This window comes from Bacillus sp. P14.5 (assembly GCF_003316765.1).
GTDB lineage: Bacteria > Bacillota > Bacilli > Bacillales > Bacillaceae_B > Rossellomorea.
Window position 1 is genome coordinate 96200 of sequence record NZ_NIJF01000117.1, and the last position, 24192, is coordinate 120391.

A 24192-nucleotide genomic window follows, 5' to 3' on the forward strand; every position below is an offset into this window, starting at 1 on the left:
CAAAAATATTTTTCGTTTAAAATTATTTTAACGATAAAATACATTTAATTAATGGAGGAGATGTCTTTGTTCCAATTACTCAAAAACCGTTCTTATCGTCGTTTATGGTCTGCTCAGGTGATATCTGAATTAGGAGATGGAATTTCACATTTACTGATTTTATTCCTTGCTTCCAAGTTGACCAGCAATCCCATGGTGTTTGGTTACATTCTGATTGCCCGTCACCTTCCTGGAATGTTGTTCGGGACACTCGTTGGCCCGTTGGTCGATCGGTTCTCAAAAAAGTGGATGATGATTGGTGCCGATTTATACCGATTTGTGATTGTTTTATTGATGATTGCCGGTCAGTCATCCATCACGCTGCTGCTCCTCCTGATATTTTTTCAGGGAATCGGTGCGGTGTTTTTTGAACCAGCGAAGTCCGCCGTCATACCGACCATCATGAGAAAGGATGAGATACCCGCAGCTGTGAGCCTTTCTCAATCCACCTACATGATGATGATGATCATTGCTCCTTCCATTGGAGGATTTCTTTTGCTGGTTGACCATATTTCACTGATTTTCATATTGGATGCAGCTACTTTTCTCATATCGGCGTTGTTTCTGCTGGGGGTGAAGCTGGATAATAGAGAAGAAGAGAAGAGTCATCAAGAGGCGGGGATCTCTTATCTGGAATCCCTGAAGCAGGGACTTCAGTCAGTAACCAGTAACCGGTTTATTACAGGAATATTCATTCTTCTTACCTCTGCTGTTTTCGTGCTGAGTATTGTAAGCGCCAATGTATACGCGATTATCCTGAATGTTTTTGAAGTAGGCCAGGTGCATTTCGGAATGATGGAATCACTTGAAGGGGCTTTTGGCATCCTTGGTGCCCTTGCTGTTCCACTCCTTATGAAAAAGGTCAGCAATAAAGCGCTTATCATGTATTCTTTTGGTTTTTCCGGACTATTAGCGGCGGTGGTCATTCCTGTATACGTTTTACATACAGTGGTTCCGCTGGTATCCCTATATATATGGATGAGCTTGATCGGGGCGACTAATCCTTTCATCAATATCCCTCTGAACAGCATGCTGATGCAGGGAGTGCCGGAAGAACTTCTCGGGAGGATCTCCGGAATCCTGACAACCTGTTTCAATGGAAGCCTTCTAGGGGGTCTCCTGCTTGGAGGTTGGCTCGCCTCCCTCGTTGGACCATTATGGACAGTAACCGCAGGCGGTTTTTGTCTGATCGCAGTCAGTCTGATTTTTCCGCTGTCCAAATTTTACGGCTATCTTACAGTGGCAGTTTCTGCTAAAACTGCTGAAAGGGCGGGGTGAGAGGAAGGGTGTTACTTAAGATTGCAGTAGTAAATAATGCTGCTGCAGCCGAAAATCGTTAAAGCAAAAGGGAACCTTACTGGATTTGATTCGTATATGAAGTTATTAACCTATAGATGGAGTTGGGAAAGAGTGATCATTGAAATCCTCGCCAATATCGGTATGGCAATGCAAATGTTCTTGCGTGGTATGCCGGAAGAAGAAAAAATCAACCAAAATATTGAACAGCTTCTATCCTTAGAATGGTTTCAGCAGGTGTATAGTGAACATAAGGGAGCTATAGAAGAAGACCCTGATGTTCGTTACCTGATTGGATGGACAAAGGTGGATAAGGTTAAGAGAAGTGAATATCGCTCTGAGAAGTTGAGAGGAAAAATCTTAGGTATCATAAATAATCAATAGATTTTATTTGTATGTGATAATAACCAGCAGGGATATTACAAATGACTTTGACAAGTGCAACGATAAAGGATATAATCTTTAGAAAATTCGATATAATCGAGCGTTGATGAGAACAGTAGTCAGGAAGTAGATATTCACAGAGAGCTCCCTCCCGCTGAAAAGGAGCAATATCCGCCTTGATGAATAAAGCCTTGGAGCTTCTTGCCAATCTAATGAACCGCATTAGGGATAGCGAGACGGGTTCTTCCGTTATGAAGATAGGGTATGACAGTACCTGAAGAGGTTGGTATGGCGACATATCAACAAACTGAGGTGGTACCGCGAAGTGATAACTTTCGTCCTCAAGAATCATTTTCTTGGGGGTGGGAGTTTTTTTATTGAGCAATTTTCAATGGGTGTGTTTTCTAAACGACGTTGTGCTTTTTTGATCCGGCTTAACTATAAATTATTATTTCAGAAAGGTGAGTTATATGAATCCAATATTATTAGATGTTCCATTAAAAGTTGAAACAGAAAGACTGATCCTTCGGGCACCGCACCAATCCGGGGATGGTGAAGTTGTTAATATGGCAATCAGAGAATCCTTTCCCGAGCTAAAAGCATGGCTGCCATTCGCGCAGGAAATTCCAGCTGTTGAGGAAACAGAGGTTAATTTGAGAAATGCTCATATTAAATTCCTTCAGAGAGATAGCTTTCGTTTTCTTATCTTTCTTAAAGAGACCAATGAATTCATAGGAACAACCAGTCTCCAGGGGATCGATTGGGACATTCCAAAATGTGAAATCGGCTATTGGATTAACACAGTATTCAGCGGTAATGGATACATGACCGAAGCTGTTAAGGGCATAGCGGATCTGGGTTTGAATCACGTTGGGTTCAGGAGAATTGAAATCAGGTGTGAATCAACCAATCTCAAAAGCCGTTCTATTCCAGAGAAACTGGGTTTCACTTTTGAAGGTACGCTGAGAAATGATGACCTATCAGCAGATGGCAGCAAGCTCACTGACACTTGTTTTTATTCGGTGATAAAATAAATGAAAATAGACTCTCATTAAGGAGTGGGCTGAATCCTTTTGTCCCTCCTTCAGCTGTTTCATTAGAAAGAATCATTTTGTTTTGTTAAAGGAGAGGGGTAAATTGCTTGTAGGTCAAATATTATATGTATTGGGTATAGCTTTTGTCTTTTTTAGTACTGTATTTATGATTATGAATTTAATCTTGGGTGGCGGCGGAGGAGTTGTCATTCCGCTGTTTGCTTTGCTGAATGGACTCATCGCAATGGGGGTCGGAGATATTGTTATCGACCTCAATTATAAGAAAAAACTTGAAAAGAAAGAATAGTATCTGAGAGGACATATCCAGGCGTGAACTCAGTAATCCATAATTTCTGAATGAGAAGAACTGTATTCATAGGCAGCGCATCAAACTGTTAGTCATCTAAATTATACAGGTGAGCTTTTGGAAAGCGGGGGATCTAATTTGAGGTTGATTTATCTCGGTATATATTTTATTAGTGTGTTGGCGACAATAATGATGTTTATCTTAGGAAACATCCTGACCGAACCTTTAGTGACTGATAGCGGAATGAGTGGAGGAGGCGGCAACGGCAATCCAGGCCTTTTTCCTCTCATGGTATTGTTTCCATTTTTCCTCATCTTCATTTACGGAACTTATTGGCTTTTCAAAAAGTTGATTGCATCTCTGGCAACAAAGGCAGTAAGGAACTTAACTATCATCAGTAGTGCTGTAATTGGCTGCCACAATAAAAAAAGCTGCTGAACTCCGCTTGCTGATTGTCGAGCAGAACCCATCGTTTGAGAATGTGTCGCAGGTTGATCTTATAAATACTTATTCTAATTCAATTTTCTTTAATTTCTATACTTTTCTTGCAATGCTTCTCCTCCTTTTATCCTTGACTTGTATTCGAATGCTCTTTATGAGAAGAAATTCAATCCATTAACCTTAGCCGGTAAAAGAGTTTATCTGAGCAGTCTTTTGAACACTTTACTCAGGCAGCAGAAGGTTGTTACTATTAAGGGAAAAAAGAGGTGCACATGTTGACGGCTAAAGTGAAGCTGGAAGAAATAGTTGAACATATGGAAATCCACATTGATGAATGGAGTAATTTATTGAATATAAAAACAGGAAAAATTATTTCTGTTTCTGCGGATGAACTGGCTGCCGCTGAAGACGAGGAGCCATTTGATCATCTGCCTCAGTGGAAGCAGGAACAGCGGATGGAGGCTATGGAAGTGGTCGAGAACTTTGAAGACTACAGAGAACTTCCAACCAAGTTTGATATCAATGAGTACGACATCATGGAAGGTTTTTGCTTCTCTATTTCAAATGAAGAACAGAAAAATGACCTTTTAAGTGCGATTAGAGGGAGAGGCGCTTTCAGAAGATTCAAGGATACAATCGCCGAGTGGGATTTAAATGACCAGTGGTATTCCTACAGAACAAAAAAGTTTAAACAAATTGCCATCGAATGGTGCAGGGACAATGAGATAAGCTATGCTTAAAAAGATTTGAGAAGACAGAAAAGGCTGGTGTCGCATATGTTGCTGCTGTTTTGTAAGAGCTTCGTAAGATTAGGCTCTTATTCATAGGAAATATTCTGGTAAGCAAAAAGAAATAATTTGGTCCCCATTTAGAGAGAAAAAATATAGAATTAGGCGGAGTTCTTGGGGTTTTAAAAGCCAAAATATATACGTAAACAGTCTATTTAACTAAATGATTGATGCTTTAGAATGCACCTTTACCTTCATCCCCTTTACGTAGGAGGATTGGAGCGGAAGACGTACGATCTCCCGCGGAGTCTTGCGGCTGGAGCGGAAATCCATTAATCTTAAACAGCCACAATCTTTACGAAAAGAGCGTTTCGAAAACATACTTGCGAAAACAACCTATAAAAAAGACTCGCCAGAATATCTGACGAGTCTTTTACTATAAATATTTTCTTATCCGATCAACTCATCCATCAAAATGACACGTGCAGGTGATGCATCCGTGCCTTCGATTTTTAATGGTGCAGCTACCATGAAGTAGGAGCCTTCTTCAATTTCTTTCAACTGAAGGCCTTCCATGATGATGATGCGGCTGCCCATCAAGGTTCTGTGAGTCGGATGTCCTTCTTGTGCTCTTTCGATGCCAAGAGAATCGATTCCCGTTCCGGCCACTTTCTTTTCCTTCAAGTATGCAGCTGCGTCTTCCGCTACATAGATGAATTCAAAGTTGAACTCTGTATCCCAGGAGTTCTTTGTTTTGAAAAGGAGGAAATCATTTTCCTGGATATCATAGTTTTCAATATCTTTCTTAGTGATCTTTTCTTCGACAGAGGTCAGGTCCAGTACTTTAACCGGGCGGACAAGCTGCTCGATATCGATCGTTTCGATTGTTTCGCCGTCATTGATCATATGAAGAGGGGCGTCGACATGGGTTCCTGTATGAACATCCATGGAGATCCTTGACTCTGTCACATGTCCATTTGTATTCGTGTTGATTTCCGGCTGTTTTTCCGGCTTGTTTTTATAAACCGGCATTCCGTTAAAAATGGGTGCAGTAATGTCATAAATTTTCATCCTGTATCATCCTTTCAAAAATATTAACATTCGTCGACTTCAAGTTCAGAGAATGGCCACCAGAAGAATCCGTCCTGTGCCAGCAGTTTGTCTGCGGCAAGCGGACCCATTGTTCCTGATTCATAATTAGGGAATTCTTCTTCCGTTGTGTTTTCCCAAACATTTGATATGGTATCCGTAAATGCCCAGGAAAGTTTCACTTCATCCCAATGCGTAAAGTTCGTTGCATCACCGCGCATGCAGTCATGCAGAAGCTTTTCGTAAGCTTCAGGTGTGTTCATGCCGTCGACTCCATTGTTCACAAAGTTAAGTTTGACCGGTGTCGTTTCAATGTTCTGGCCGGTTTTCTTGGCATTCAAGTGAAGGGTGATTCCTTCTTCGGGCTGGATATGAATGACCAAAAGGTTCGGCGACAATTGTTTATCGGTATTGTAATAAAGGTTCATCGGAATATCCTTGAACTGGATGACAATCTTGGTCGACTTGGCTTTCATTCTTTTTCCTGTACGGATATAGAATGGCATGCCGGCCCAGCGGAAATTATCGATCATCAGTTTTCCAGCGACAAACGTTTCTGTATTAGACTCAGGATCGACATTGCTTCCTGCACGGTACCCGGGAACTTCTGCATTGTTAATGAATCCAGCATCGTATTGTCCTCTGACAAAATAATCTTTCACTTCTTCCTGTTTCATCGGGCGAAGGGCTCTAAGCACCTTGACCTTTTCGCTTCGGATCTCATCTGTCGTCAATTTGATCGGCGGTTCCATTGCCAGAAGGGCGACCATCTGCATCATATGGTTTTGCACCATATCTCTTAGTGCTCCGCTCTTTTCATAGTAACGGCCGCGGTCCTCGACTCCCAGTTCTTCACTGGATGTCACCTGGATGTTTGAAATGAAGCGGCTGTTCCATAAAGGTTCAAAAAGGGCATTTGCAAAACGGATGACTTCGATGTTCTGAACCATTTCTTTCCCAAGGTAATGATCGATACGATAGATCTCTTTTTCAGAGAATGCTGCGCGAATTTGATTGTTCAGGACTTCTGCGGAAGGAAGGTCATGACCGAACGGTTTTTCGATTACCAGGCGTTTGAATCCTTGCGTGTCCGTCAGTCCGTCTTGTTTCAGGTGGTCTGTGATGGTACCGAAGAACTCCGGTGCCATGGCAAGATAGAAAATTCGGTTTCCTTGCAATTCGTACTGTTCATCCAATTGAACAGCCAGTTTATTTAACTCTATGTATGAATTGCTGTCGGCAACGTCGTTGGACTGATAATAAAAATGAGAGACGAATTCTTCGATGTTCTCATCTTTGCCGATGGATGTCAGGACCGATTCCTTCACATGTGCCTGGAATTCCTCATTGGAAAGCTCACGTCGTGCCACACCTATAACGGCGAAGTTTTTAGCAATTTTTCCTTTTCTGAAGAGGTGATACAGAGAAGGAAAAAGCTTTCTTTTAGCCAAATCTCCAGTTGCACCGAAAATCATTAGTAAAGTTGATGGCGTATCATTATGTTTCACTGCTAAGACCTCACTTTTTCCTATTAAATAACTGTTCCGCTAGAAAGGACCACTCGTTGCTCGGCTCATGATACCCTGCCATGCGAAAAGTCTATTATATGCTGTACCTTTTTCTGAAAAACACTCCATACAAGTACTTAATTTTAAAGACTTAAAACATATTTAGCAAATCATATGCTGTATGATTTCAGACAGGCCCTTCTATATAGTACACAATAATTCTTCTTAGTGACATACTAATTTTGAAATAAGTTATGCTGTATTGAATGTCAGTACCTTTTTAATAGTGTCTCCAATTTTGTTCTGATTATTTTAGGTGCTGCTTTCGTGCAGAGTACGGAATTTCCCCTTAATCAGGTTTGCGGAGATAGAAGCTTTAATACCACGCAGTGTGCCGGGTTGTGCTATTATGAAGGGGATAAAAATCAGGAGAGGAGGATCTTCAATGGACTTGCTTTTTTTGGGAACAGGTGCCGGCGTGCCAGCCAAATCAAGAAATGTTACCTCAATTGCTTTAAAGCTTTTGGAAGAGAGAGGGGCCGTCTGGCTGTTCGATTGCGGTGAAGCGACGCAGCATCAAATCTTACATACAACGTTAAAACCGAGAAAGATAGAGAAAATTTTCATCACTCATTTACATGGTGATCATATTTACGGACTGCCGGGATTGCTGGGAAGCCGTTCTTTTCAAGGAGGAGAAACTGAATTGACGGTTTATGGTCCTCCGGGGATCAGGGAGTTCATCCAGGTTTCCTTATCCATCAGCGGAACTCATCTGCTTTATCCTTTACATATTGAAGAAATAGAAGAAGGGCCCATTTTTGAAGATGAACTGTTTTCTGTAGAAGCGCGTCTGCTTGATCATGCGATTCCTTGTTTTGGGTACCGTATTGTAGAAAAAGACAAGCCGGGCGTTCTCCAGGCGGAAAAACTGAAAGATTTGGGGGTCAAGCCTGGACCTATTTTTAAAAAGCTGAAAGAAGGTGAGACAGTCACCTTGGAAGACGGCAGGGTGATAGATGGAACCGACTTTCTCGGCCCTCCTGTAAAAGGAAGGGTTGTTACGGTCCTTGGTGACACCAGAGTTTCTTCTGCGGCAGAAAAACTTGCGGAGAAGGCTGATGCCCTCATTCATGAAGCCACTTTCAGTGGGGACCAGGAAAAAATGGCTCATGATTACTTTCATTCCACAACGAAGCAGGCAGCTCAAACCGCTTTGTCAGCCGGTGCAAAGAAATTGTTTTTAACCCATATCAGCTCGAGGTTCACAGAAGCGGAATGGCCTGAACTTCAGCAGGAAGCACGCGAAATCTTTCCTGAAAGTTATATAGCGAGTGATTTTTTTGAAGTTTCCATAACTAAAGAGTAGATTTTTCGGTGCGAATGAGCAGGCAGTGTGTTAGCTGCGGGTTTGTCGGCGCCGATATCTTTGAGGGAATATTCTAGACAACGGATAGAAGGCGGGGATGGTAGATGAAACACTTATATATTGTACGACACGCAAAAGCGGAAGGGCAGCCGGCAGAAGCAAAGCTTACGGCTCTTGGTGAGGAACAGGCCCGTTCTCTGGCTGATTTTTTTGAAGGAAGGCAAATTGATGCCGTGTACAGCAGCCCGTTCTTGCGTGCCAGGAAGACGATTGAGCCGCTCGCAGAAAACAGAGGCCTTCCTGTTATAGAGGATGCCCGGTTGGGTGAAAGGATATTGAGCGGCACTGATCTTGATGACTGGATGATGCATCTTGAAAAGAGTTTTGAGGACTATGAATATACACTAGAGGGAGGCGAGTCAAATCGTACAGCTTTCGAGAGGGCTTCCTCGTTTCTGGAAGAAATCCTCGAGAGCGGTGACGACCATGTTGCTGTTGTGAGCCATGGCAACCTGACTACGCTGCTTCTAAGATACTTTGATGAGTTGTTTGGCTACAAAGAGCTTATGAAACTATCCAATCCTGATGTTTTTCATGTGAGGTTTGAAAATGGGGAAACTTCTGTCGATCGGATATGGAGTGAATGATAGATTAGAGATGGCAGGCGGCTTCCTTTTTGGTTCTAACTCGCTTAGGCTCAGTATGGTCTTGAGAGACACTATGAGAGGAAAAAGGGGTCTCAGGTGTCCTTCTGGAAGCAGCCGAGAGACACGCGGGCTGGAAAAAGGGCTGCAGGTTTCCTCGGGAAGTGGATGAGAGACACTTGGGCTGGTAAGAAGGGTCTCTGGTGTCCTTCGGGAAGCCTCCGAGAGACACCAGAGCAGAAAATAGCAAAACTCACACCCCCAAATTAAGCTGTAAATCCTCCATCCCGAAATCAAACAAAAAAGAGTGCAAACGCCATGTTTGCACTCTTAATATTAGGCTATTTTCGCATACATTGTTGCTTTCGGAAAAATCCCAAAAGCCGGATTTTTCCCCTGGATACTAGGCTTTTTCGCTCTAAACAAAGAGAGAAGCTCTTTTCTCTCTTGTTTAACAGGATTTTCCGGGTTAATTATGGCTCTATCTTTCGCAATCAATATTAAATAGCCACAAAGTTTAAGAAAAGAGCCTTATATTACCAAGCCCTGTCATATTGCTTAGGCGGTTCGATTTCGACCCCAAGTTCTTTAGCAGCAGTTCTTGGCCAGTACGGGTCGCGAAGGAATTCCCTTGCCAGCAGAATAAGATCAGCACGCTCATTTTGAAGGATTTCTTCTGCCTGAATACCAGATGTGATCAGGCCGACTGCGCCTGTCGGAATCTCTGCCTTGCTTCTGATGGTTTCGGAGAGTTTGACCTGATAACCTGGATAGACATCGATTTTCGCCGGAACTACGGCCCCGGAGCTGACATCAATTAGATCGACTCCCTGTTCTTTCATCCACGATGAGTAAACGGCATAATCCTCTGCATCCAAACCGCCATCTGCATAATCTTTTGCCGATACACGGACGAAGAGAGGGCCGTTCCAAACCTCATTGACCGCTTCAAGCACTTCGCGCAGGAATCGGTAGCGGTTCTCAGCAGAGCCGCCATATTCGTCGCTACGCTTGTTGGAAAGAGGAGAGAGGAACTCGTTGATCAAGTATCCATGTGCTGCGTGGATCTCGATTACGTCATATCCCGCTTTCTTCGCTCTTTCTGCTCCTTGCTTAAAAGCAGTGACCGTTTCTTCTATATCCCTTTTACTCATTTCCAATGGTGTTTTCATCTTCTCGTTGAATGCGATGGAGGACGGAGCAATGATGTCTCCTTCAATCACAGCTTTCCTTCCTGCATGTGCCAGTTGGATACCGGTATGGGCGCCTTGTTCTTTCATCAGAGATACGAGTTCGCTGAGTCCCTCAATATGGTCGTCGCTCCAGATGCCCAGGTCCTGCGGGGAAATCCGCCCCTGTGCAGTCACAGCCGTTGCCTCCTGAATGATCAGGCCGACTCCGCCGACCGCCCTGCTGGTATAATGGGTTTTATGCCAATTCTCCACTTTTCCGTCTTCATTATGTGAAGAGTACATGCACATTGGGGCCATGACGATTCTGTTCTTCAAAGTAAGATCTTTGATTTTATATGATTCAAATAATTTGGCTGTCACGCTATCCGCTCCTTTTTGATAGTCTCTTTTCTTTCTTGCTTACGAGGTTATATCTCGAATTACGTCGGTGATTTTCGAGATTCATATTACGAAAAGAGCCTTTTTGATATTTCGTCTTCCTAAATACATGCTTATTATATCAGCAGAAAATTTTCTGAAAAAGGATTTTGCCTTAGTCCTTCTCCATACTGCGGAGTTCTTCTAAGGAATATTTTGTGCCCCTCCAGATCACGCCGCCTCTGGCAAAGGTCAGGACAACGGCTCTGATGATGCTGAAAATGAAGATGAGGGCCGTCACCGGAAGTGCAAGGAACAGTCCCGGATGAAAGTCAGTCATTTTTTTGATGACTGATGTATAGCTGCCTAATATCAAAAGGATTACCGCCAAGCTCAGCAGCCTGACAGTGGCATCCGATGACAGAAGCGTCAGGAAAGGGAACACCTGCGAAAAAAACACTCCGGCAACGGCCAGAAGTACCATTGAATAGCGGTAGTAAAGGCCTGCGAATGTATTCTTCTCCAGTCCTTGAAAAGCGGCTTTCAATGTAGGGTACCATTCAACCCGCAGGAGGCTGATGGCAGTCACCATTCGTTGATTTAATTTATGCTCTTTGACTTTGAATCCGAGCTGCAAGTCATCATCCGGCCGGTTCCTCAAGCTTTTATGTGTGCCGATTGTTTCATAGGCTGACCGGGTCATCAGGTTGAAAGCGCCTATTCCCATTCCGATGGAAGAACGTTCATCGTTCGCTTTCCATGGCCGTTTAAAATATGAAAACCCAAACAGGAAGAAGGCAATGAATGATTGCAGCCAAAATCCCTTCGCTGTCAGAGAAGGGGCTGCCGTGAGATGATCGGCACCCTCGGTTTTCAGAACACTCACTGCTTTTGAGATAGCATCAGGATTATAATGGACATCGGCATCGGTAAAGAGAAGAAGCTCACCTTCCGAGTGAAGATATCCCTGATAGAGGGCATGGTTCTTTCCAAGCCATCCCTTTGGCAGCTGAGTTAAATGAAGCGTCTTGATCCTCTTATCCTTAGAAGCGATTCGCTCTATTTCTGCACCTGTTTCATCAACAGAGCGGTCGTTCACGATTATCCACTGAATTCTCTTATACGTGGATTTCAACTGTGATTCTATACTCTTCATGATGGTGTGGGCTTCATTTCTGGCAGGAACAATGATGGAAATCAGCGGCCCCTCGTGATCAGGCTCAGCCTTTTCCAATGAATCGATCTTCCTCAGCCCCAAGGCTATATCCGTGAATAAGATGGCCCAGCCAATCAAATTGATCGCAAGCAATACTAAAAGCATTTATCACTTCTCCTGTACTCTATTTTCTAACATTGCAATTCAGTGCATTTTTATCTATTGTAGCAATTAGTATCTTATCATGCAGTCTTCAGTGTTTTTCTTAGAATATCTATTGCTGTTTAGAAAAAATCATTTCACCCCATGACATCTCGTAAGAAAAGAAGTAAAATAAAAGAATGAATACTCATTCATTTTTAAATAAGGCTCATTTCGTAAACTTTGTTGCTATTTAATATGAATTTCCTAAAGAAGCATCATATTTAACCTGAAATATCCTGATAAGGAAGAAAGAAAAGAGCTACTCCCTCCGTTTAGAAAAAATCCCTAATATCCGGGGGGAAATCCGGCTTTTGGGATTTTTCCTAAAGCAACAATTTATGCGAAGACAGCCTTAAATATAGAAAAAGTGGTGAAATATATGAATGCCTATTGGGCTGGAGATATAGCTAAAATAGTGCTCCCGACGCCTTTTGCAGTCGGGGACGTAAATGTCTACCTTGTAAAAGGGGAAGCGCTGAGTCTGATTGATGTCGGTCCGCAAACCGCGGAAGCCAGAAAAGTCCTCGAGTTAAATCTTGCGGAATTAGGGTATTCAATACAAGACATTGAGCAGGTCATCCTGACTCATCATCACCCTGATCATGCCGGGATGCTTGACTGGATGCCCGACCACATCGATATAATCGGCCACCCCGCCAATGAAAGATGGCTGGTGAGGACCGATAATTTTGTGGAAGAGCATGATCGCTTTTATGTAAAATTATTTTTGCAGTCCGGACTTCCGCAAGAATACTTGCACTTCATCCATAAAATCAGGGCTCCCCTTGAGTTCATGGGAAACAGGGGATTGACTCGTACACTAATGCAAGGGGATTCGATTCCCGGAATGAAGGAATGGACTGTATTGGACACACCGGGCCACGCCCAGAGCCATATTTCTTTTTGGCGCGAGAAGGACGGCACGATGATTGCCGGGGATCACATTCTCTCTCATATCTCGCCCAATCCGCTGATCGAACCACCTGAGAGAGAGGAAGAAGAGCGGCCTAAGCCTCAGCTTCAATACAATCAATCCTTGCAGGAACTGCTGCAAGTCGATATCAGCCTGGCTTATACAGGGCATGGGGAAGAGGTTTCGGACGTTCATTCACTTATACATAAACGGTTGAAAAAACAGCACGACCGGGCTATGCATGTGAAAGAACTGCTGAAGAATGATCCACAGTCACTCTTTTCACTGTGCCGAAAACTTTTTCCATCCGTTTATCGTAAAGAGCTTGGTTTGACGTTGTCGGAAACACAGGCTCAAATTGATTATTTAGAAGCGAGACACGAGATATCCCGTGAAGAACGGGACGGTGTCCTGCTGTATTTCTGTTAAAAAGAAGGTGAAACCGTGAATCAGCGTTTAATAAATAAAAATGTAGTCATTACCGGTGCGTCCGGCGGAATTGGTGAAAAAATCGCCCTCAAAGCAGCGGAAAGCGGTGCGAATGTCGTGCTGATGGCACGTAACGAAGACCGCCTAAAAGAACTGCAGAAAACGATCGAGAGCCGTTATAAGGTGAAAGCCTTTATCCACAGTGTCGATGTATCCCGGTTTGAATCAATCCCCTCCGTTTTTCAATCGATTTACAGAGAGGTGGAAAATGTGGATATCCTCGTCAATAATGCCGGTTACGGGATTTTTGATGAAGCGGACCAAGCAAGCTTTGAGGATATCAAAGGGATGTTTGATGTAAATGTACTGGGGCTCATCGCCTGCACCAAGCATGTATTGCCGATCATGAAAAAAGAAACTCAGGGCATATCATCAACATCGCTTCGCAGGCAGGCAAGCTGGCAACACCTAAATCCAGCGCCTACTCCGCATCAAAGCATGCTGTGCTCGGGTACACGAACAGCCTGCGCATGGAAGCAGCCTCTTCAAATATCTATGTTACGGCCGTCAACCCGGGGCCGATTGCGACTAACTTCTTCAATGTCGCAGACCGTTCCGGAACTTATGCCAAAAATGTGGAACGGTTCATGCTCGACCCGGATGCTGTTGCCGGCAAAATTGTCGGCAAAATGCTGACCAATACCAGGGAAATCAATTTGCCTCGCTGGATGAATGCCGGAAGCGTCCTCTATACCCTGTTTCCAGGAATCGTCGAGCGTCTGGGGAGAAATGCTTTTTTCAAGAAATGATGAGAAACCCAGGCCTATTTGGTCCTGGGTTTTTTCATTGTTTGCTCTCATCCTCTATAACTACACTATAAGAAATATTTAGTTTATCCCAAACCCAAGCTTGAAATATTTTATCCATTTGTATCTTCAATGCTTTATCATCCATCTCCTCGTCGATGCCTAACTCTTCAAGAGTGAATGTTTCGGCTGCCCCTGTACCTTCATAATTTGTACTGCTAAAAGAAAAAGTGACTGTTTTACTCAATTTGTCTCCTCCAATTAATTTCAAATATTTATAATTTTATCACAAAGAACTTGCTGGAATTGGTTCTTTAAATAGTAAAGGGTACTGTTTTTAACGGGACGCTTGGTATTGTCCAGCCCTGTCAACTTTCTAATTGAACTGTATTTCCTCGTTTGCCCTCAATTGTCCATTCCTTGCTGTTTACCCTTATTTGTCCAAAACCTCAAAATTTTTCACTGTGTGCCAACAAATAATATTTGAAAACGAACGTATATTCGTATACAATTTTAGATAAAATAGAACGAATGTTCCCTTCAGGAAGGAGTGGAGAAAAATGACTGTCGACTATGGTGAGCTTCCCGACCAGAAGATTTTATGCATCGATATGAAGAGTTTTTATGCAAGCTGCTCGGCTGTCATAAAGGGGCTGGATCCATTGGACTGCTACCTGGCGGTGGCGGGGAAACTGGACCGTCCCGGAAGCGTCATCCTGGCTGCTTCCCCAAAATTAAAAAGGAATTCGGCATCAAAACCGGTTCCCGTCTGTTCGAAGTACCAAAGGACCCCAAAATCCTGGTAGTTGAACCTGCTATGGCTACCTACATCCGCATTTCCACCGAGATCACCCGTCTGTTTCACCGGTATGTACCCAAAGATGCGATTCATACGTATAGTGTCGATGAAAGCTTTTTGAAAATAGATGGAACCTCCCATCTCTGGGGTGACGCCCATACCATCGCCTGGAAAATCAAACAGGACATTGAAAGGGAGTTCCAGCTTCCCTGTGCCATCGGAATCGGCCCGAATATGCTGATGTCGAAGCTGTGCCTTGACTTGGAGGCCAAAAAGCATGGAGTCGCTGAGTGGACCTATGAAGATGTTCCTGAGAAATTATGGAGTGTTTCCCCGCTGAGTGAAATGTGGGGAATCGGCAGGCGGCTTGAGAAAACCCTGAACCGCATGGGGATCTTCAATGTCGGCCAGCTTGCCAAATATGAACTGCAGAAACTTGAAAGCAAATTCGGAATCATGGGCAACCAGCTGTATTATCATGCATGGGGAGTCGACCTGTCGGAAATCGGAGCGCCGATCATGGATGGGCAGGTCAGCTTTGGCAAAAGCCAGATCCTTCTGCGTGATTATAAAGAAGAAGAGGAAATCAAAAGCGTCATGCTTGAGATATGCGAAGAAGTGGCTCGGCGGACCCGTAATCACCGGCAGGCAGGACGGACCATCAGCTTGAGCATAGGCTACAGCCAGGAGGAATTTGGCGGAGGATTCAACCGGTCACGATCCATAGAAGAGCCCACGAATATCACCATGGACTTATACAAAGTCTGCCTTCAACTCTTTAAGGAAAATTACAACGGCAAAACCGTCCGCAGTATCTCCATCAGCCTCAGCAACCTCTTTCCGGACGAAAGCATGCAGGTCAGCCTGTTTGAACCAGACCGCTGGAAGAAAAGGGAGCTCGGATATGTCGTCGATCAAATCCGCCATAAATACGGATCGGGTGCTTTGCTGCGGGCCATTTCCTACACCGCTGCCGGCACTGCCAAGCACCGTGCGACCTTGGTGGGGGGGCATAAGGCGTAGAGTGAAGGACCGCCCAATTAGGTCTGTCCTGCGTCCCCTGGCTCGGCCTGAAGGAAAAGCCGCACAGAATCTGAAATCAAGCCGAAATAGTCAAATTGAAAGAGAAAGAGGGGATGAACATGAACCGCGACCGTGGAAGGATCAAGTGGACCTCCATGATGCTGCCTGAACATGTAAAGCTGCTGAGGGACTGGGCACACGAAGACAGTTTTGAGCAGCAGAAGAAAGTGGATGAACAGCATCTTGAGGAGTTGAACGAAATCACAGCGGAAGCCATGGAGTTCAGCCGCCTGGTCACCATTACCCATTATGCCGGCCGGCGCCATGAATTGCTCATCGGCCGCATTCATTATTACGATGGATTGAAGGGAAAGCTTCATATCCTTGACCGCTTCGAAAAGAAATATTACCTGTCAATCAACGACATAGCAGACATTCGTTTTACGGAAGAATAGAACAAAAAAGCCTGAAAGAAAAGGAAAAACCTTTTTCAGGCTCGTGCAGTACTTATTTGTCATCCAGGACTTTTTCTGCACGTACACATGATTCAAACTTGCCTTTATGAGAAGCATCACAGAAAGGCATTCTCGTTGAAAGTCCGCAGCGGCAAAGAGAAAATACGTTCTTCGTCGGAAAAACATTGCCCTCAGCGTCCACAAGCTCCACGTCACCAGTTACTTTTAAAGATCCATTGTCATTCACTTTGATTTGCACTTTTGTCATAAAAATCATCCTTTCTGTATGTAACAAAGAGTCCCCACCTTGATAGTAAGTGGAAGGTTGGAAAAATGCAACATTTCTGTGATACTTTATAGAAGCTTTTGAAATGTCTGCGAGTGGAAATAATAAATGAGCGCAGTTTAAAAAGGACTTATCCTTCATAATCCCTAAAAATGAAAAACAGCCAAGTCATATGGTAAACTAACGCCAAGAGCAGAACGTCAAGGAGGTTTACAGATGAACATCACGATAACCAATGAAGCACAAGAGGTTTTAAAGGCAAAAATAGGCGGTCAAAAAGGCTATTTAAAAATAAAGTATGAAACAGAAGGCTGCGGATGCGTCATGAGCGGAATACCTGTTTTGGAATACGTCACTCAAAAGGGCTGGGATGATATCGAAATCAGTACAGAAGCAATGCCGGTACTGGTCGAGAAATCAAAAACAGTCTTTTACGACAAGGATTTGAAAATCGACTTTTCCTCTTCCGCTAATACGTTTCAGTTGAAGAGCCCCAGCCAGATATTAAACGGAAGAATGAGCTTTATCATTCATTAAATCAAAAAGAGGCTGGGACAAAAGTAGAAAAATAATTGATGCAAGTAGAAATCATCGAAAACAAAACCGCATGAGATCAAGGTTATATACTTGATCTCATGCGGTTCATTTTTGTTATTAGGCTCTTACCTTAAAGATGTTATTTTTTAGATTAGGTTATCCGCCGTTCCTGATCGCAGGCGGATTGGAGCGGAAATCCTTTCTTTATACTCAGACACATTCTTTTGAAAAGAGCTTTTTATAAGGTTTTATCCCAGCCTCTTTATTAATGTACCGAATTAAGAGACTTGATTGACAGCAAGTGCGTCCTCCAAAAATTCATCTATAGCTTTTTCATACTCTTCCTTATTCTCATTATAGGATTGCGCATGAAGGCCATTTTCAGCAAGGTATAATTTTTTAGGACCATTTTTTTATCAAACAGTTCCTGCGTCATGGATGAAAGAATGAAGTCATCCGGGGTGCTGTGAATGAAGAGCACCGGTTTTTCGATATTTTCCACAACCGACCGGGGTGAGATATCCTTCAGGGTATATCCTTCGCGAAGCTTCAAAAACAAATTGGCAAGAGGAAGGAGGAGCCCCTGGATCGGCAGCCTGACTTCCTTCGTCATCCGGTAGGAAAGCTGTTCACCGAAGTCGGAATAAGGGCAGTCCGCAATATAAAAGTCTGCGCGGTCTTCCACAGAACCTGCATAAAGAAGCATGGTGGAAGCCCCCATTGATTCTCCATGGATACCAAAGAAAACATCCTCACCCTGGCGCCTGATGAGCTCCTCGACTACCGCCTGCAGGTCATGCTTTTCAAAAAAGCCATAGCTCGAAGTTTTGCCGCCTGACTCCCCATGCCGGCGATGATCATAGACAACGGCATTGAAGCCCCTTTTCAGAAATAGGTTCATGTACTTTAATGAATTAAACTTGGTCTCAGTGACGCCATGGCAAAAAATCATATATTTATTGCCGGGGTTGGGATTCACAAAGACCGCTTTGATCCTATAGCCAAAGGGAGAGGGGATGCTGACCTCCTCCTTGGGCAGTGCATTGTAGTCCTCCATATTCAGGCGTCCGGCTGAAATTTCACGGTGAAGTATTTCTTGTTCATTCTTTTTCTTTAAGTACATAAATTGGTTCGTTAAATAAACGCCGAGACCGGCGGCAGCTGCAAGAGCACCGCCCACAGCAGGAATCCACTTTTTCATGATAAAAGCCTCCAAGATTTAGTTCTCTATATTTTACCACTTCCTCTAAAACAGGGACAGGAAACGCGCTCTTAGCAGGGGGAGGGAAGGCGGCGGTATAGGTAACGGGTCTTTAGCGGCGGGAGTGAGGTACATCAAAAGCTAAAAAACTCAAGATGATGTCCCTCGGACGTGAAGCGAAGTAAATATAAAGCGAAAAAAGACAATAAGATGTCCCCCGGATGGGATCACCAATCCCTCCTTCCCTCCACCAACAAACACTCCAGCCAAAAACAGCCGGCCCGCATAAACATACGGACCGGCCATTTCCAATAGAGTAAATCTCACATCACTGTTCAGAGTTCTGGCGGTTTGTTGGATGAACTGCTTTTTCCAGTTCTTCTTTTGAAATCACATTCTGCACGATATCAGCATTCGGTTTCCCTTTTTGGCTGTATCCCTTTTCGCGTTTTTGGCTCATGTTATTCTTCCTTTCCTAAATAGATACAGGATTAGGATGCTCAAGGGAGTGGGAGCTATTCAGGTTATTGACCGGCAGTCTGCAGCTTGTAGTAGCCGGTGTCGATGCTGCGGGAAAGATGAGGCGTAACAATATTCACCGCTGCAACAAGTCCGTCGAGATCTACTCCGGTATCGATGCCCATTTGTTCAAGCATAAAGACTACATCCTCCGTCGCCGCATTGCCTGAGGCCCCGGGGGCGAATGGACAGCCTCCGAGTCCGCCGGCGGAAGTATCGAATCGATCGACTCCGGCCTGAAGGGATGCAAGGATATTAGCAAGCGCCATTTTACGTGTATCGTGGAAATGCGCTGTTATCAAAACATTCGGAAGGGAGTTCTTCAGCAAAGAAAAGAGCTCATGGGACTCTTTTGGATTGGCCATGCCGATTGTGTCCGCGACACTCAGTTCATCCACACCCATATCAGCGAATTCCCTGCACAACTGCAGAGTCTCCTGTGGAGGAATTTTTCCTTCATATGGGCAATAGAATGAGGTAGAGATGCAGGCGCGGACAAAATAGCCTTTTTCTTTGAGTTCGCCAACGATAGGCTTCAGCTCTTCAAGGCTTTCGGATGTCGTTTTATTGATGTTTTTCTTGTTGAAGCTGTTGCTGACACCGACAAAAACCGCGACGGCTTTTCCTTTGGTTTCAAGGACGCGGTCGACACCTCTCCGGTTTGGGGCAAGCACCATGTCCCGTTCGCTGTTCAAACAGGCTTCCACGATTTCACCGGCATCTTTCATCTGCGGCACCCATTTGGGCGACACAAACGAAGTGAGTTCCATTTCCTTCAAGCCGGCGTCTTTAAGAGCACGGATGAACTGGATTTTAATATCAGTAGGGACAAAGTTTTTTTCGTTTTGCAGGCCGTCCCGCGGGCCGACTTCGATGATTGTGACTTTTTTCGGTAAGTCCATTGAAATACCTCCAGATAAAAATAAGTTCTATCTACATTGTAGAAAAATTCAGATTTAAAAAGCAACTATAAATTTTTTGACGAATTAAAAGGAATTTAAGCGCTTACAGAGAAACCATTATAAGTAGATGTAAAAAAGAGAGGCAGCTTGCCCCGTTTTGCTGCAAGCTCTGCATAAGGAGGACAATGACATGAAGGAAGTAGTAATCGTGAGTGCGGTCCGTACTGCCATAGGCAGCTTCAACGGATCTTTAAAGGATATTTCGGCACCGGAGCTGGGAGCAATAGTGATTAAGGATGCACTGGAAAAAGCAGGAGTTTCGATGAATGATGTGGATGAAGTCATCATGGGGAATGTGCTTCAGGCAGGTCTTGGCCAGAACCCGGCGAGGCAGGCGGCGCTAAAAGCAGGCATGCCTGAGACGGTTCCTGCGATGACCATCAATAAAGTATGCGGATCAGGGCTCAAAACGGTTCACTTGGCAGCACAGGCAATTATCGCCGGTGATGCAGATATCGTTGTGGCCGGAGGAATGGAAAATATGAGCCAGGCCCCTTATTTGCTTCCAAATGCAAGGAACGGCTATAGAATGGGCGACGGAAAAGTGGTCGACAGCATGATTTCAGACGGCTTATGGTGTGCATTCAATGATTATCATATGGGAATGACGGCAGAAAACCTTTGCGACCGCTATTCCATCAACAGGGAAGAGCAGGACGAATTCGCGGCATGGAGCCAGGAGAAAGCGGCGGCTGCCATGGAAGCCGGTAAGTTTGACAGTGAGATTGTCCCTGTCGAAATTCCTCAAAGAAAAGGGGAGCCGCTTGTTTTCAAAACTGATGAATTTCCGCGTAAGAGTTCGACAGCAGATAAATTGTCAGGCTTAAGGGCGGCCTTCAAAAAAGAGGGCAGTGTCACGGCAGGAAACGCATCTGGCATCAATGATGGAGCGGCAGCTGTGGTCGTGATGTCAAAAGAGAAGGCGGAAGAGCTTGGCATCACTCCGCTTGTGACGATCAAAGCAAATGCCAATGCTGCGGTGGATCCGGCTGTCATGGGCATAGGACCAGTATCTGCAGTGAAGAATGTATTGGAGAAATCAAGCCTGTCCCTGACAGATATGGATTTGATAGAAGCGAATGAAGCATTTGCTGCCCAGTCACTTGCAGTCGACCGGGAACTTCAGTTTGATAAAGAAAAGCTGAATGTGAACGGAGGGGCGATTGCCCTTGGCCACCCAATCGGGGCCAGCGGGACGCGGATCCTTGTGACCCTCATCCATGAAATGGGCCGCAGAAATGCGAAGCGCGGACTCGCGACCCTTTGCATCGGCGGCGGACAAGGTGTAGCAACGATAGTAGAAAAAGTCTAAAAATATAGCGAAGGAGGAACCTTGATGAAACAAGTATATACTTCTTTTAATGACGCAATTGAAGATATTAAAGATGGAGCCACTTTGATGGTCGGTGGATTTGGACTGTGCGGAATTCCGGAAAACCTGATTCTTGCACTTGTTGAGAAAGGTGTAAAAGACTTAACGGTCATTTCCAACAATTGCGGAGTGGATGACTGGGGACTTGGATTGCTCTTGCGCAACAAGCAGATCAAGAAGATGATCGGATCCTATGTGGGAGAAAATAAAGAGTTTGAAAGACAGGTGCTTTCAGGGGAGATTGAGGTAGAGTTGGTGCCTCAAGGGACACTGGCTGAAAAAATCCGTGCAGGCGGTGCGGGCATCCCCGCATTCTATACCCCTGCTGGAGTCGGCACACCGATTGCAGAAGGAAAAGAAACCCGGACATTCAACGGAAAAGAGTACTTATTGGAGGAAGCGTACACAGCTGACTTCAGTCTTGTCCGTGCCTGGAAAGGCGATAAAATGGGGAATCTGATCTATAACAAAACAGCAAGAAACTTCAACCCTATGATTGCAGCCGCTGGAAAAGTGACGATCGCTGAAGTGGAAGAACTGGTGGAAACGGGCAATCTTAATCCAAACGAAATCCATACTCCAAGCATCTATGTGAAGCGCATCATCCAGGCAGAACAGGAAAAGCGGATTGAACGAAGAACAGTCAGCAGCCAATAATAAATGAGAGAAAGGAGAGAAGAAAATGGACCGCGCGAAAATGAGAGAAAAAATAGCCAGAAGAGCAGAAAAAGAGATTCAGGATGGATTCTATGTCAATCTTGGAATCGGGATGCCGACACTGGTTGCCAACTATATTTCTGACAATAAACAGGTTGTTCTTCAATCTGAGAATGGATTACTCGGAATCGGACCTTATCCATCGGAGGTTGAGGTGGATGCTGATCTGATCAATGCCGGAAAAGAAACGGTAACAGCGATTCCGGGATCTTCCTACTTTGACAGCTCTGAATCTTTCGCAATGATCAGGGGCGGACACATAAACGTGGCGATCCTTGGCGGAATGGAAGTATCCGAGAAAGGGAATCTGGCCAACTGGATGATCCCAGGAAAAATGATCAAAGGAATGGGAGGCGCCATGGACCTTGTCCACGGAGCTCAAAGGATCATCGTCATCATGGAACATGTGAACAAAGACGGCGAGGGCAAAATTTTGAAAGAGTGCAGCCTCCCGCTGACAGGAGAAGGCGTAGTGGACAGAATCATCACCGACCGTGCCGTCATTGATGTAACGGATAAAGGTCTGATGCTGCGGGAAATAGCAGAAGGCTATACTGTTGAGGATGTAACTTCGACAACCGAACCTCAATTGATTATTGATGATAACCTGGTAACAGACGCATTTTAGTCTTGTGTCTCTCGAAGCGCCCACGAAGGACACCAAACCATGAAATATAGAGGTCTGATGTCTCTCGAACGGGCTACGAGGAACATCAAACCACGAAAAAAAGAGGTCTGGTAGATTTTTTGAAGAGGGAAGCGCTAAGCTTCTCTTTTTTATTTTTTGGTAAAATCATGGTATTGAAGTTTCGGTATGGCTGCTTCTCTTTTTGTCTTAGGGGGAGAGCTCAGAGGTTTGGAGAGGGTTTGAGGAAAACGTACCACCAACAAAGAGCAAGCCTTTCAATAATGGTACGATTCGGATGGAAACATACCATCACCAAAGAGCGAGCCTCTAGATAACGGTACGATTCGAGAGAAAACGTACCATTAACAAAAAGCCAGCCCTAGATAACGGTACGATTTGAGGAAACATACCAACAACAAGGGCCAAGGGACAAAACAACGGGACGATTCAAAGGAAAAAGCATCATCAACCAATAGCGGGCACCGCGTTAACAGTACAAATCAAAAAGAGGAGGAAAATCCCCATGAAGAAAAAACAGCAGCGGAAGCGTCCAGCCGCAAAGAATAAGGATGAAGAAATGACACTGAAGGACACATTGCAATCCGATGTGTTTCAGGCCTTAAAGGATAAGAAGAAAGAGCTTGAAAAAGAAGAAACTACCCGGAAGGAAGAGGAAGCTGAGAAGAAAAGGGAAGAAATGAGACGGCGAGAGAAAAACAAATCTTTTGAAGAGCTTCTCGGTGAAAGCAGCATGAACTGGAAGGATTATAAGTGATGTCCAGAAAAGTCGAGGTGACTTCTTACCGTCCGCAATGGAGGGAGCAATTTCTTCAAGAAAAGAAAAGGCTTGAAACAGTTTTTCTTGGAACGAACGCGGTGATTCATCATATAGGATCGACGTCGGTGGAAGGGTTGGCAGCAAAACCGATCATCGACTTTCTCATTGAGGTTCCAGACATTGGTGCCGCGGATGACAGGACTGGCGAATTGGAGGCCTTGGGTTACACCGGGAAAGGTGAAAATGGAATAGCCGGCCGCCGATACTTTATCTATGAAAATAGAGAAGGCGAGAGGTTGTATCATGTTCATATCTATGCATCAGGCAGTAAAGAAATCGAAAGGCATTTGGTTTTAAGGGATTATCTGAGAGCAATGAAAGATGAAGCGGAAAAATACGGCAGGCTGAAAAGTGAATTAGCGGCAAAGTATCCGAATGATATCGAGGCCTATATAGAAGGAAAAATGAATTTGTTCAAGGGTTGGAAAGTAGGGCTTTGAAATGGAGACACCAGAAAGCCACTTTTCCTTTTTAGTGGCACTCACAAATTCCACGAGTGCCACCAGGAAGCCTTTTTTCCTTTTAGAGGCACTAACCACTTCCCCGAGGGACACCAGAAAGCCATTTTTCCTTTTAATGGCACTCACGAATTCCATGAGTGCCACCAGAAAGCCTCTTTTCCCTTTTAGTGGTACTCACAAATTCCACGAGTGCCACCAGAAAACCTTTTTTCCTTTTTAGTGGCACTCATGACTTCCCCGAGTGCCACCAGAAAGCCTTTTATCCCTTTTAGTGGCACTCACGAATACCACGAGTGCCACCAGGAAGCCATTTTTCCTTTTTAGTGGCACTCACCACTTCCCCGAGTGCCACCAGAAAGCTTTTTTCCCTATTTAGTGGCACTCACGAATTCCGAGTGCCACCAGAAAGCTTTTTTTCCCTATTTTAGTGGCACTCACGAATTCCCCGAGTGCCACCAGAAAGCCTATTTTTCCTTTTAGTGGCACTCACAAATTCC

Annotated in this window: 25 protein-coding genes, 3 pseudogenes and 1 other annotated feature; of the genes and pseudogenes, 19 read left to right on the top strand and 9 right to left on the bottom strand. The window is 44.5% G+C overall.

What is annotated here, in order from left to right; translation table 11 throughout:
- Window positions 1-60: 60 nt before the first annotated feature.
- The 6 genes from B9Z54_RS24355 to B9Z54_RS24380 all read left to right on the top strand — a co-directional run bounded on the left by B9Z54_RS24355 (window position 61) and on the right by B9Z54_RS24380 (window position 4241).
- Entirely contained in the window at window positions 61-1317 is a 1257-nt protein-coding gene (locus B9Z54_RS24355) for an MFS transporter (protein ID WP_481747827.1), read from the top strand.
- Window positions 1318-1353: 36 nt separating this feature from the next.
- On the top strand, window positions 1354-1719 hold the full coding sequence (locus B9Z54_RS24360) for a hypothetical protein (protein ID WP_113930925.1): 366 nt from the start codon (window positions 1354-1356) through the stop codon (window positions 1717-1719).
- A 94-nt stretch (window positions 1720-1813) separates the two neighbouring features.
- Window positions 1814-2065: a binding site (T-box leader), on the top strand.
- Between the two features lie 124 nt (window positions 2066-2189).
- Entirely contained in the window at window positions 2190-2753 is a 564-nt protein-coding gene (locus B9Z54_RS24365) for a GNAT family N-acetyltransferase (protein WP_113930926.1), read from the top strand.
- Between the two features lie 103 nt (window positions 2754-2856).
- The gene (locus tag B9Z54_RS24370; RefSeq protein WP_113930927.1) at window positions 2857-3060 is read left to right on the top strand and encodes a hypothetical protein; all 204 of its coding nucleotides are present in this window, start codon (window positions 2857-2859) and stop codon (window positions 3058-3060) included.
- A gap of 144 nt (window positions 3061-3204) precedes the next feature.
- On the top strand, window positions 3205-3498 hold the full coding sequence (locus B9Z54_RS24375) for a hypothetical protein (RefSeq protein WP_162785356.1): 294 nt from the start codon (window positions 3205-3207) through the stop codon (window positions 3496-3498).
- Window positions 3499-3776: 278 nt separating this feature from the next.
- Window positions 3777-4241 (top strand): UPF0158 family protein, encoded by a 465-nt coding sequence (locus B9Z54_RS24380; protein ID WP_113930951.1) that lies wholly within the window; start codon window positions 3777-3779, stop codon window positions 4239-4241.
- A gap of 438 nt (window positions 4242-4679) precedes the next feature.
- Here B9Z54_RS24380 and B9Z54_RS24385 read toward each other — a convergent pair whose 3' ends face one another.
- Window positions 4680-5300, bottom strand: coding sequence for a cyclase family protein (locus tag B9Z54_RS24385; protein WP_113930929.1), 621 nt, complete (start codon window positions 5298-5300; stop codon window positions 4680-4682).
- 23 nt (window positions 5301-5323) lie between these two features.
- Window positions 5324-6826 (bottom strand): glucose-6-phosphate dehydrogenase, encoded by a 1503-nt coding sequence (gene zwf / locus B9Z54_RS24390; RefSeq protein WP_205207761.1) that lies wholly within the window; start codon window positions 6824-6826, stop codon window positions 5324-5326.
- Window positions 6827-7271: 445 nt separating this feature from the next.
- On the opposite strand from zwf, the gene rnz reads away from it, so the two are divergent.
- Window positions 7272-8195 carry a ribonuclease Z gene (rnz, locus tag B9Z54_RS24395; protein WP_113930931.1) on the top strand — a complete coding sequence of 308 codons (924 nt, stop codon included), beginning with the start codon at window positions 7272-7274 and terminating at the stop codon, window positions 8193-8195.
- A gap of 104 nt (window positions 8196-8299) precedes the next feature.
- On the top strand, window positions 8300-8842 hold the full coding sequence (locus tag B9Z54_RS24400; protein ID WP_113930932.1) for a histidine phosphatase family protein: 543 nt from the start codon (window positions 8300-8302) through the stop codon (window positions 8840-8842).
- 533 nt (window positions 8843-9375) lie between these two features.
- Here B9Z54_RS24400 and namA read toward each other — a convergent pair.
- On the bottom strand, window positions 9376-10392 hold the full coding sequence (namA, locus tag B9Z54_RS24405; RefSeq protein ID WP_113930933.1) for an NADPH dehydrogenase NamA: 1017 nt from the start codon (window positions 10390-10392) through the stop codon (window positions 9376-9378).
- A 172-nt stretch (window positions 10393-10564) separates the two neighbouring features.
- Window positions 10565-11710, bottom strand: a complete 1146-nt coding sequence (locus tag B9Z54_RS24410; RefSeq protein WP_113930934.1) for a glycosyltransferase family 2 protein — start codon at window positions 11708-11710, stop codon at window positions 10565-10567.
- Between the two features lie 418 nt (window positions 11711-12128).
- Here B9Z54_RS24410 and B9Z54_RS24415 point away from each other — a divergent pair, with 418 nt between their 5' ends.
- From B9Z54_RS24415 to B9Z54_RS26840, 3 genes and pseudogenes are all read left to right on the top strand, one after another.
- Window positions 12129-13091, top strand: a complete 963-nt coding sequence (locus tag B9Z54_RS24415) for an MBL fold metallo-hydrolase (RefSeq protein WP_113930935.1) — start codon at window positions 12129-12131, stop codon at window positions 13089-13091.
- A 15-nt stretch (window positions 13092-13106) separates the two neighbouring features.
- A pseudogene (locus B9Z54_RS24420) lies at window positions 13107-13654 on the top strand (SDR family NAD(P)-dependent oxidoreductase); the annotation flags it as partial.
- An 84-nt stretch (window positions 13655-13738) separates the two neighbouring features.
- Complete coding sequence (locus B9Z54_RS26840; RefSeq protein WP_481747828.1) at window positions 13739-13900, top strand: hypothetical protein; 162 nt, start codon at window positions 13739-13741, stop codon at window positions 13898-13900.
- A 34-nt stretch (window positions 13901-13934) separates the two neighbouring features.
- Here B9Z54_RS26840 and B9Z54_RS24425 read toward each other — a convergent pair whose 3' ends face one another.
- The gene (locus tag B9Z54_RS24425) at window positions 13935-14144 is read right to left on the bottom strand and encodes a hypothetical protein (RefSeq protein WP_113930936.1); all 210 of its coding nucleotides are present in this window, start codon (window positions 14142-14144) and stop codon (window positions 13935-13937) included.
- Between the two features lie 313 nt (window positions 14145-14457).
- Between B9Z54_RS24425 and B9Z54_RS24430 the strand changes: the two are divergent.
- A pseudogene (locus tag B9Z54_RS24430) lies at window positions 14458-15719 on the top strand (Y-family DNA polymerase).
- A gap of 119 nt (window positions 15720-15838) precedes the next feature.
- Window positions 15839-16174 (top strand): YolD-like family protein, encoded by a 336-nt coding sequence (locus B9Z54_RS24435; protein ID WP_113930937.1) that lies wholly within the window; start codon window positions 15839-15841, stop codon window positions 16172-16174.
- A 52-nt stretch (window positions 16175-16226) separates the two neighbouring features.
- Here B9Z54_RS24435 and B9Z54_RS24440 read toward each other — a convergent pair whose 3' ends face one another.
- Window positions 16227-16442: a CDGSH iron-sulfur domain-containing protein gene (locus B9Z54_RS24440; RefSeq protein WP_113930952.1), complete on the bottom strand. Its 216-nt coding sequence runs from the start codon at window positions 16440-16442 to the stop codon at window positions 16227-16229.
- 234 nt (window positions 16443-16676) lie between these two features.
- Between B9Z54_RS24440 and B9Z54_RS24445 the strand changes: the two genes are divergently transcribed.
- Window positions 16677-16997 carry an iron-sulfur cluster biosynthesis family protein gene (locus B9Z54_RS24445; protein ID WP_113930938.1) on the top strand — a complete coding sequence of 107 codons (321 nt, stop codon included), beginning with the start codon at window positions 16677-16679 and terminating at the stop codon, window positions 16995-16997.
- 278 nt (window positions 16998-17275) lie between these two features.
- Here the strand turns inward: B9Z54_RS24445 and B9Z54_RS24450 are convergent.
- The 3 genes and pseudogenes from B9Z54_RS24450 to B9Z54_RS24455 all read right to left on the bottom strand — a co-directional run bounded on the left by B9Z54_RS24450 (window position 17276) and on the right by B9Z54_RS24455 (window position 19619).
- Window positions 17276-18198, bottom strand: a pseudogene (locus B9Z54_RS24450) (alpha/beta hydrolase).
- Between the two features lie 328 nt (window positions 18199-18526).
- Window positions 18527-18658, bottom strand: a complete 132-nt coding sequence (locus tag B9Z54_RS26325; protein WP_262370795.1) for a hypothetical protein — start codon at window positions 18656-18658, stop codon at window positions 18527-18529.
- 64 nt (window positions 18659-18722) lie between these two features.
- Window positions 18723-19619: a hydroxymethylglutaryl-CoA lyase gene (locus B9Z54_RS24455; protein WP_205207762.1), complete on the bottom strand. Its 897-nt coding sequence runs from the start codon at window positions 19617-19619 to the stop codon at window positions 18723-18725.
- A 190-nt stretch (window positions 19620-19809) separates the two neighbouring features.
- Here B9Z54_RS24455 and B9Z54_RS24460 point away from each other — a divergent pair, with 190 nt between their 5' ends.
- The 5 genes from B9Z54_RS24460 to B9Z54_RS24480 all read left to right on the top strand — a co-directional run bounded on the left by B9Z54_RS24460 (window position 19810) and on the right by B9Z54_RS24480 (window position 23674).
- Window positions 19810-20991 (top strand): acetyl-CoA C-acetyltransferase, encoded by a 1182-nt coding sequence (locus B9Z54_RS24460; RefSeq protein WP_113930940.1) that lies wholly within the window; start codon window positions 19810-19812, stop codon window positions 20989-20991.
- 24 nt (window positions 20992-21015) lie between these two features.
- A complete protein-coding gene (locus B9Z54_RS24465; protein ID WP_113930941.1) occupies window positions 21016-21708 on the top strand; it encodes a CoA transferase subunit A in 693 nt (230 codons plus the stop codon).
- Window positions 21709-21733: 25 nt separating this feature from the next.
- Window positions 21734-22396: a CoA transferase subunit B gene (locus tag B9Z54_RS24470; RefSeq protein ID WP_113930942.1), complete on the top strand. Its 663-nt coding sequence runs from the start codon at window positions 21734-21736 to the stop codon at window positions 22394-22396.
- 523 nt (window positions 22397-22919) lie between these two features.
- Window positions 22920-23171, top strand: coding sequence for a YqkE family protein (locus B9Z54_RS24475; RefSeq protein WP_113930943.1), 252 nt, complete (start codon window positions 22920-22922; stop codon window positions 23169-23171).
- Window positions 23171-23674: a GrpB family protein gene (locus B9Z54_RS24480; protein ID WP_113930944.1), complete on the top strand. Its 504-nt coding sequence runs from the start codon at window positions 23171-23173 to the stop codon at window positions 23672-23674. Before B9Z54_RS24475 ends, B9Z54_RS24480 begins: the two co-directional genes overlap by 1 nt.
- Window positions 23675-24192: the final 518 nt, after the last annotated feature.

Bases quoted from the DNA above. Each gene is read 5' to 3' on its own strand.
- B9Z54_RS26840 (WP_481747828.1), top strand. From the start codon at position 13,739: ATGCTCGACCCGGATGCTGTTGCCGGCAAAATTGTCGGCAAAATGCTG.
- B9Z54_RS24465 (WP_113930941.1), top strand. From the start codon at position 21,016: ATGAAACAAGTATATACTTCTTTTAATGACGCAATTGAAGATATTAAA.
- B9Z54_RS24480 (WP_113930944.1), top strand. From the start codon at position 23,171: ATGTCCAGAAAAGTCGAGGTGACTTCTTACCGTCCGCAATGGAGGGAG.
- B9Z54_RS24475 (WP_113930943.1), top strand. From the start codon at position 22,920: ATGAAGAAAAAACAGCAGCGGAAGCGTCCAGCCGCAAAGAATAAGGAT.
- B9Z54_RS24400 (WP_113930932.1), top strand. From the start codon at position 8,300: ATGAAACACTTATATATTGTACGACACGCAAAAGCGGAAGGGCAGCCG.
- rnz (WP_113930931.1), top strand. From the start codon at position 7,272: ATGGACTTGCTTTTTTTGGGAACAGGTGCCGGCGTGCCAGCCAAATCA.
- B9Z54_RS24435 (WP_113930937.1), top strand. From the start codon at position 15,839: ATGAACCGCGACCGTGGAAGGATCAAGTGGACCTCCATGATGCTGCCT.
- B9Z54_RS24440 (WP_113930952.1), bottom strand. From the start codon at position 16,442: ATGACAAAAGTGCAAATCAAAGTGAATGACAATGGATCTTTAAAAGTA.
- B9Z54_RS24445 (WP_113930938.1), top strand. From the start codon at position 16,677: ATGAACATCACGATAACCAATGAAGCACAAGAGGTTTTAAAGGCAAAA.
- B9Z54_RS24415 (WP_113930935.1), top strand. From the start codon at position 12,129: ATGAATGCCTATTGGGCTGGAGATATAGCTAAAATAGTGCTCCCGACG.
- B9Z54_RS24410 (WP_113930934.1), bottom strand. From the start codon at position 11,710: ATGCTTTTAGTATTGCTTGCGATCAATTTGATTGGCTGGGCCATCTTA.
- B9Z54_RS26325 (WP_262370795.1), bottom strand. From the start codon at position 18,658: ATGAGCCAAAAACGCGAAAAGGGATACAGCCAAAAAGGGAAACCGAAT.
- B9Z54_RS24455 (WP_205207762.1), bottom strand. From the start codon at position 19,619: ATGGACTTACCGAAAAAAGTCACAATCATCGAAGTCGGCCCGCGGGAC.
- B9Z54_RS24460 (WP_113930940.1), top strand. From the start codon at position 19,810: ATGAAGGAAGTAGTAATCGTGAGTGCGGTCCGTACTGCCATAGGCAGC.
- B9Z54_RS24360 (WP_113930925.1), top strand. From the start codon at position 1,354: ATGCTGCTGCAGCCGAAAATCGTTAAAGCAAAAGGGAACCTTACTGGA.
- B9Z54_RS24355 (WP_481747827.1), top strand. From the start codon at position 61: ATGTCTTTGTTCCAATTACTCAAAAACCGTTCTTATCGTCGTTTATGG.
- B9Z54_RS24365 (WP_113930926.1), top strand. From the start codon at position 2,190: ATGAATCCAATATTATTAGATGTTCCATTAAAAGTTGAAACAGAAAGA.
- B9Z54_RS24470 (WP_113930942.1), top strand. From the start codon at position 21,734: ATGGACCGCGCGAAAATGAGAGAAAAAATAGCCAGAAGAGCAGAAAAA.
- B9Z54_RS24385 (WP_113930929.1), bottom strand. From the start codon at position 5,300: ATGAAAATTTATGACATTACTGCACCCATTTTTAACGGAATGCCGGTT.